The sequence below is a fragment of the Methylobacterium nigriterrae genome, from assembly GCF_037106235.1.
GTDB classification, from domain to species: Bacteria; Pseudomonadota; Alphaproteobacteria; order Rhizobiales; family Beijerinckiaceae; genus Methylobacterium; species Methylobacterium nigriterrae.
Genome location: NZ_JBAWTG010000232.1, coordinates 1 through 4,759 on the forward strand (window position 1 = coordinate 1; position 4,759 = coordinate 4,759).

7 protein-coding genes are annotated in these 4,759 nt (G+C 70.3%); 4 read left to right on the forward strand and 3 right to left on the reverse strand.

The features are described from left to right. Positions 1–99: sugar phosphate nucleotidyltransferase (locus WDW90_RS34985; RefSeq protein WP_336489759.1), on the reverse strand; the 99-nt coding region annotated here is incomplete at its 3' end. Positions 100–331: 232 nt separating this feature from the next. On the opposite strand from WDW90_RS34985, the gene WDW90_RS34990 reads away from it, so the two are divergent. Next, a complete protein-coding gene (locus WDW90_RS34990) occupies positions 332–811 on the forward strand; it encodes a hypothetical protein (protein ID WP_336492332.1) in 480 nt (159 codons plus the stop codon). Between the two features lie 33 nt (positions 812–844). Here WDW90_RS34990 and WDW90_RS34995 read toward each other — a convergent pair whose 3' ends face one another. Continuing rightward, positions 845–1,819, reverse strand: coding sequence for a GDP-mannose 4,6-dehydratase (locus WDW90_RS34995; RefSeq protein ID WP_336492333.1), 975 nt, complete (start codon positions 1,817–1,819; stop codon positions 845–847). A 39-nt stretch (positions 1,820–1,858) separates the two neighbouring features. After that, positions 1,859–2,836, reverse strand: a complete 978-nt coding sequence (gmd, locus tag WDW90_RS35000) for a GDP-mannose 4,6-dehydratase (protein WP_336492334.1) — start codon at positions 2,834–2,836, stop codon at positions 1,859–1,861. Positions 2,837–3,121: 285 nt separating this feature from the next. Here gmd and WDW90_RS35005 point away from each other — a divergent pair, with 285 nt between their 5' ends. From WDW90_RS35005 to WDW90_RS35015, 3 genes are all read left to right on the forward strand, one after another. After that, the gene (locus tag WDW90_RS35005; RefSeq protein ID WP_336492335.1) at positions 3,122–3,577 is read left to right on the forward strand and encodes a hypothetical protein; all 456 of its coding nucleotides are present in this window, start codon (positions 3,122–3,124) and stop codon (positions 3,575–3,577) included. A 256-nt stretch (positions 3,578–3,833) separates the two neighbouring features. Continuing rightward, positions 3,834–4,385, forward strand: a complete 552-nt coding sequence (gene rfbC / locus WDW90_RS35010; RefSeq protein WP_336492336.1) for a dTDP-4-dehydrorhamnose 3,5-epimerase — start codon at positions 3,834–3,836, stop codon at positions 4,383–4,385. A 125-nt stretch (positions 4,386–4,510) separates the two neighbouring features. Then, positions 4,511–4,759, forward strand: a 249-nt coding sequence (locus tag WDW90_RS35015; protein ID WP_336488170.1) for an NAD-dependent epimerase/dehydratase family protein, incomplete at its 3' end; no start/stop codon positions are given.

Sequence of the window (4,759 nt, forward strand, 5' to 3'; positions counted from 1 at the left end):
CTGCTTGGGCATGCTCTCCCGCGAGGCCGGCCAAAGCCGCGTGCCAGACCCCCCGCACAGGATCACAGGATAAATCAAGCCCGCGCCACTCTCCGACATGCTTCCTCACGTCGTGGACGTCGTCGGCGCCGCGCTCGAGGCGCGCCTTCGACCTTGAAATTCTGCTCTGTAGCCGATGGAGCCGTCCTGACAAGGCATCGAGCGTTCCCTCCGTCCGGCCGCGATTGGCCTGCCGGGCGATCCGGAATCGGCGGCGTCCGCTTGCTGCCCCCGCCGGCGGAGCGTACGGTCTCTACGTAGATTGCCCGTCGCGGAGCGGGCGCGTCACGCGATGTTCGGGGGCCAGGTGGCGAAACATGTCTTGCTGGGGGCGCTGAGCGCCCTTCTCGTCAGCGGTTGCTCGCATCTCCTGCCCGTGGGTCAGACGCAGGTGGCCGCCATCCCGGCCGCCGAGGGCGATGCGCCGGTCGTCGACACGCCCGCGACCGCGGCCAAGCCGGCACGCCATGCGGGCGTCGATCCGCTCGCGACGCTGGACCGCTCGGCGGCGGCCCGGATCCGCTGGCAGCAGCGGCCGCCCGTCGACTTCAAGGAACTCGATCGGCCCACCGGCCTGATGCCGGCGGCGCGGGCGGCAACCGCGCCGATCGCCGGCGCGGACCCGACCGGCACGGCGAGCGTCGCCGGAAAGCCCCCGCGCTCGGCCCGGTCGCGCACGGCTCCGGATCCGGTCGCGGACAGCGAGGCGACGCTGCGCAGCCTCGAATCGCGCGGTCGCAGCGCGGTCGGGACGATCTGCTCGCAATGCTGAGCGCGGGGCGCGTCGCGGCTGCCGGCTGAAACGTCAGCCGGCCTGCCCGTACGCAACCATCTTGCGCCAGTGGTCGAGCGTGTCCGCGAGCGTGGTCTCCCAGGCGATGCGGGGTGTCCAGCCGAGGCTGGCGCGTGCCCGCGACGCGTCGCCGATCGCGAGCGGAGTATCGTTCGGCCGCATGCGGGTGGGATCGGGCTCGACGCGGATGTCGACCCGCGCGAGAGCCCGGAGTCCGTCGAGCGCCTCTCCGATCCGGCGCGGCACGCCCGACGCGATGTTGAGGATCGTGCCGCCGCCGATGGCGGGCGCGAAGATCGCCCGCAGATAGGCATCGGCCACGTCGCGCACGTCGAGGAAGTCGCGAAGCGCGTCGAGGTTGCCGACCCGCAGGACGGGTTCCTGGCGGCCGGCCTCGATGCGGGCGACCTGGGCGGCGAAGGCCGGCACCACGAAAGCCTCCGACTGTCCCGGACCGGTGTGGTTGAACGGTCGGAGCCGCACCGCGTTCAGCCCGTCTCGCGCCATCTGGCCGATCAGGAGGTCGGCGGCGGCCTTCGAGGCGGCGTAGGGGTTCGTCGGGTCGAGAAGCGCGCCCTCGTCGAGGGGGCCCGTGTGGCTCTTGAAGGTGCCGCCGTAGACTTCCGAAGTCCCGACGAAGAGGAAGCGTGCACCGGGCGCCTCCCGCAGGACGGCGGAGGCGAGATGCATCGTGCCCTGAAGGTTCACTCGGAAGGTGCGCTCCGGATCGAGACGGGCCTCCTGCAGGGCCGCGATCGCCGCGAGGTGCACCACCACGCTCGGTTGAACGGCCTTCACGGCCGAACGCACCTGCGCGGCATCGGTGACGTCGAGGGCGATCGCCTCGCCCTGGTCGATGGACCCGGCAGCACCCGTCTGCCGCCCGGCGAAGACGCGGGCGCCCGCCTCTCCGCGCTCGGCGAGCGCGGCCAGAAGGTGGCGCCCGACGAAGCCGTTGGCGCCGGTGACGAGGATGCGCTCCGCCATTGCCCGTTCCCGCCGATCCGTCGATGGGCCGCGCCGCCGTCAGCGGACGCTGGAGAGACGCTTCAGGTCGGCATCGACCATCTCGCGGATCATCTCCTCGAGCGTGGTCTCGGGCTCCCAGCCGAGCTTGGCCTTGGCCTTGCCGGGGTTGCCGAGCAGCACGTCGACCTCGGCGGGGCGGAACAGGTCGGGATCGATGACGAGATGCTTCTCCATCGACAGGCCGACATGCTCGAAGGCGATGCGGCACATGTCGCGCACCGTGACGGTGCGGCCGGTCGCCACCACGTAGTCGTCCGCCACGTCCTGCTGCAGCATCAGCCACATGGCCCGCACGTAGTCGCGCGCATGGCCCCAGTCGCGCTTGGCGTCGATGTTGCCGAGGCGCAGCTCGTGGCCGAGGCCGAGCTTGATCCGGGCGACCCCGTCCGTGACCTTGCGGGTGACGAACTCGATGCCGCGCAACGGGCTCTCGTGGTTGAACAGGATGCCGCTCGAGGCGTGCAGGCCGAAGCTCTCGCGGTAGTTCACGGTCATCCAGTGGCCGTAGAGCTTGGCCGCGGCGTAGGGCGAGCGCGGGTAGAACGGCGTCGTCTCGCTCTGCATCGGCTCCTGGATCAGGCCGTACATCTCCGAGGACGAGGCTTGGTAGAAGCGGGCATCCGGCTTCTCGATCCGCACCGCTTCCAGCACGTTGGCGCAGCCGAGGCCCGTGATCGCGCCGGTCAGCAGCGGCTGCTGCCAGGACGTCTTGACGAAGGACTGCGCGGCCAGGTTGTAGACCTCGTCCGGTTGGACGCTGCGCACCACCCGCATCAGGCTCGACAGGTCCGACAGATCGCCGTCCACGAGCGTCACGTCGTCGACGATGCCGAGCCAGCGCAGGCGCAGATCGTTGACGTCGGTGGTGCTCGAGCGGCGCACGAGGCCGTGGACCGCGTAGCCCTTCTGATGAAGGAGCTGGGCCAGATAGGCGCCGTCCTGACCGGTGATGCCGGTGATCAAGGCCTTCTTCATGAAATGCTCTGCAGTCGGTCTGAGGGGGCGTTCGCAAGCGAGGCTGACGAGGCGATACAGACCGCGGGCCCGAACGTCAAAGTTCGGTCCGCGGATGCGCGCCGCGCCGCGCGCGCAGCCCGGCCAAGGCTCCCGGCCAAGACTTCCGGCCAAGGCTTCCGCGACGCGGCCTGACATGACGGCGCGCACAGGGCCGTGGCCGGAACGGGGTTGCATCGCGCCGCAGCTTGTGGCCTCCCCTCGACGGCGTTCACTCCGGTACAGAGACAGTTCGGGAAAGCCGTGATGACGAGGCTCGTGAGCTTCGAGAAGTTTGCAAAGATCCGCGCGCTGCACGACAGCACGGACAATCCCGGCGAGAAGGCGGCCGCGCGCCAGCAACTCGAGGCGATCGCGCGGGCCGAAGGTCTGTCGATCGGCCAAGTCGCGTCGGAGATGGGCGCGCAGCCGTTCGAGCCGGCACGGCCGCCGGGCCAGGCGCTTCCGAGGGAAGTGTATCTGGAGGTGCAGCTCTACGGGCAGGTCGGACCGTTCCGGGTGGTGCGGGTGGTGCGCAGCGACGTCAGCCTCGGCCTTACCCACGTCGCCGTCGTGAGCCGCACCGAGCGCGAGCCCCACTTCGTCGGCGGCTTTCCGGATACCGAGGAGGGGATCGGCATCGCCGACTATGTCGGGCCGGCCGTGGTGCAGGCGCTCACGATCGCGCAGGGGGCCTTCGGCGGTCCGCGGGACGCGACGTAGATCACCGCGCAAAGCTCCCGACCGGCGGGCGTTCTCCCTCTCTGCACGCGACGGCGCAGCGGCAGCTCCGTGAGGTTCTCCCGAGCTCTCCGCCCGGCGGCGCAGCGAACCCCCGGAGAACTCTCGGCCGCGATCCCGGGAAGCCGCTGCCCCTTGACAATCGACGGTAGCGCCGGAGATGGCGAGCGCACGCATGCGACCGCACGGCGGGGTCTCTCGCTGCGCACGAAACAAACGCGACGCGAAGGACCAGGCGATGCAGGTGACGGCCACCGAGATCCCGGCGGTGAAGCGGGTCGTGCCGCGGCGCTTCGGCGACGAGCGCGGCTGGTTCTCCGAGACCTTCCGGGCCGACATCCTGGCGCAGGCCGGCATCGGCAACGCCTTCGTGCAGGACAACCAATCCTTCTCCGCCCCGGCCGGCACCGTGCGCGGCCTGCATTTCCAGGTGGCGCCGATGGCCCAGGCCAAGCTCGTGCGCGTGCTGGCGGGCAGCATCCTGGACGTCGCGGTCGACCTGCGGCGCGGCTCGCCGACCTTCGGCCGGCACGTGGCCGTCCGCCTCGACGCGCAGGGCGGCGAGCAGCTCTTCGTGCCGCCCGGCTTCGCCCATGGCTTCTGCACGCTCGAGCCGGACACCATGGTGGCCTACAAGGTCGATGCCTATTACAGCCCCGAGCACGATCGTTCCCTGCTCTGGAACGACCCCGAGATCGGCATAGCCTGGCCCGTCGACGCGGATTCGGCCATCCTGTCTGGCAAGGATCAGGCCGCTCCCCGCCTCGCCGCGCTGCCCGACCAGTTCTGAAGCCGACAGATCGATGGGGACTTGGCCGAACTGATACGTTTCAACCCGGCATTTTTGATGAGCCGCATTTTCCTCACGTTAGCGGGCTTCGGATAGACGGACATCGCCCGAGGAGTTCAACGCCCATGCGCATTCTGGTGACCGGGGGCTGCGGCTTCATCGGCTCGGCCCTTGTCCTGCACCTCGTCGAGGCCCTCGGTCATGAGGTGCTGACGCTCGACGCGCTCACCTACGCGGCCAACCCGGCCTCGCTGGCCCCGCTCTCGGGCAACCCGCGCCATCGCCTCGTCGAGGCCGACATCTGCGATCCGCGCGCCGTCGGCGCCGCTTTCGCGGAGTTCGCGCCGCAAGCCGTGATGCATCTGGCCGCCGAG

Bases quoted from the DNA above. Each gene is read 5' to 3' on its own strand.
- WDW90_RS34995 (WP_336492333.1), bottom strand. From the start codon at position 1,819: ATGGCGGAGCGCATCCTCGTCACCGGCGCCAACGGCTTCGTCGGGCGC.
- rfbC (WP_336492336.1), top strand. From the start codon at position 3,834: ATGCAGGTGACGGCCACCGAGATCCCGGCGGTGAAGCGGGTCGTGCCG.
- gmd (WP_336492334.1), bottom strand. From the start codon at position 2,836: ATGAAGAAGGCCTTGATCACCGGCATCACCGGTCAGGACGGCGCCTAT.
- WDW90_RS34990 (WP_336492332.1), top strand. From the start codon at position 332: ATGTTCGGGGGCCAGGTGGCGAAACATGTCTTGCTGGGGGCGCTGAGC.
- WDW90_RS35005 (WP_336492335.1), top strand. From the start codon at position 3,122: ATGACGAGGCTCGTGAGCTTCGAGAAGTTTGCAAAGATCCGCGCGCTG.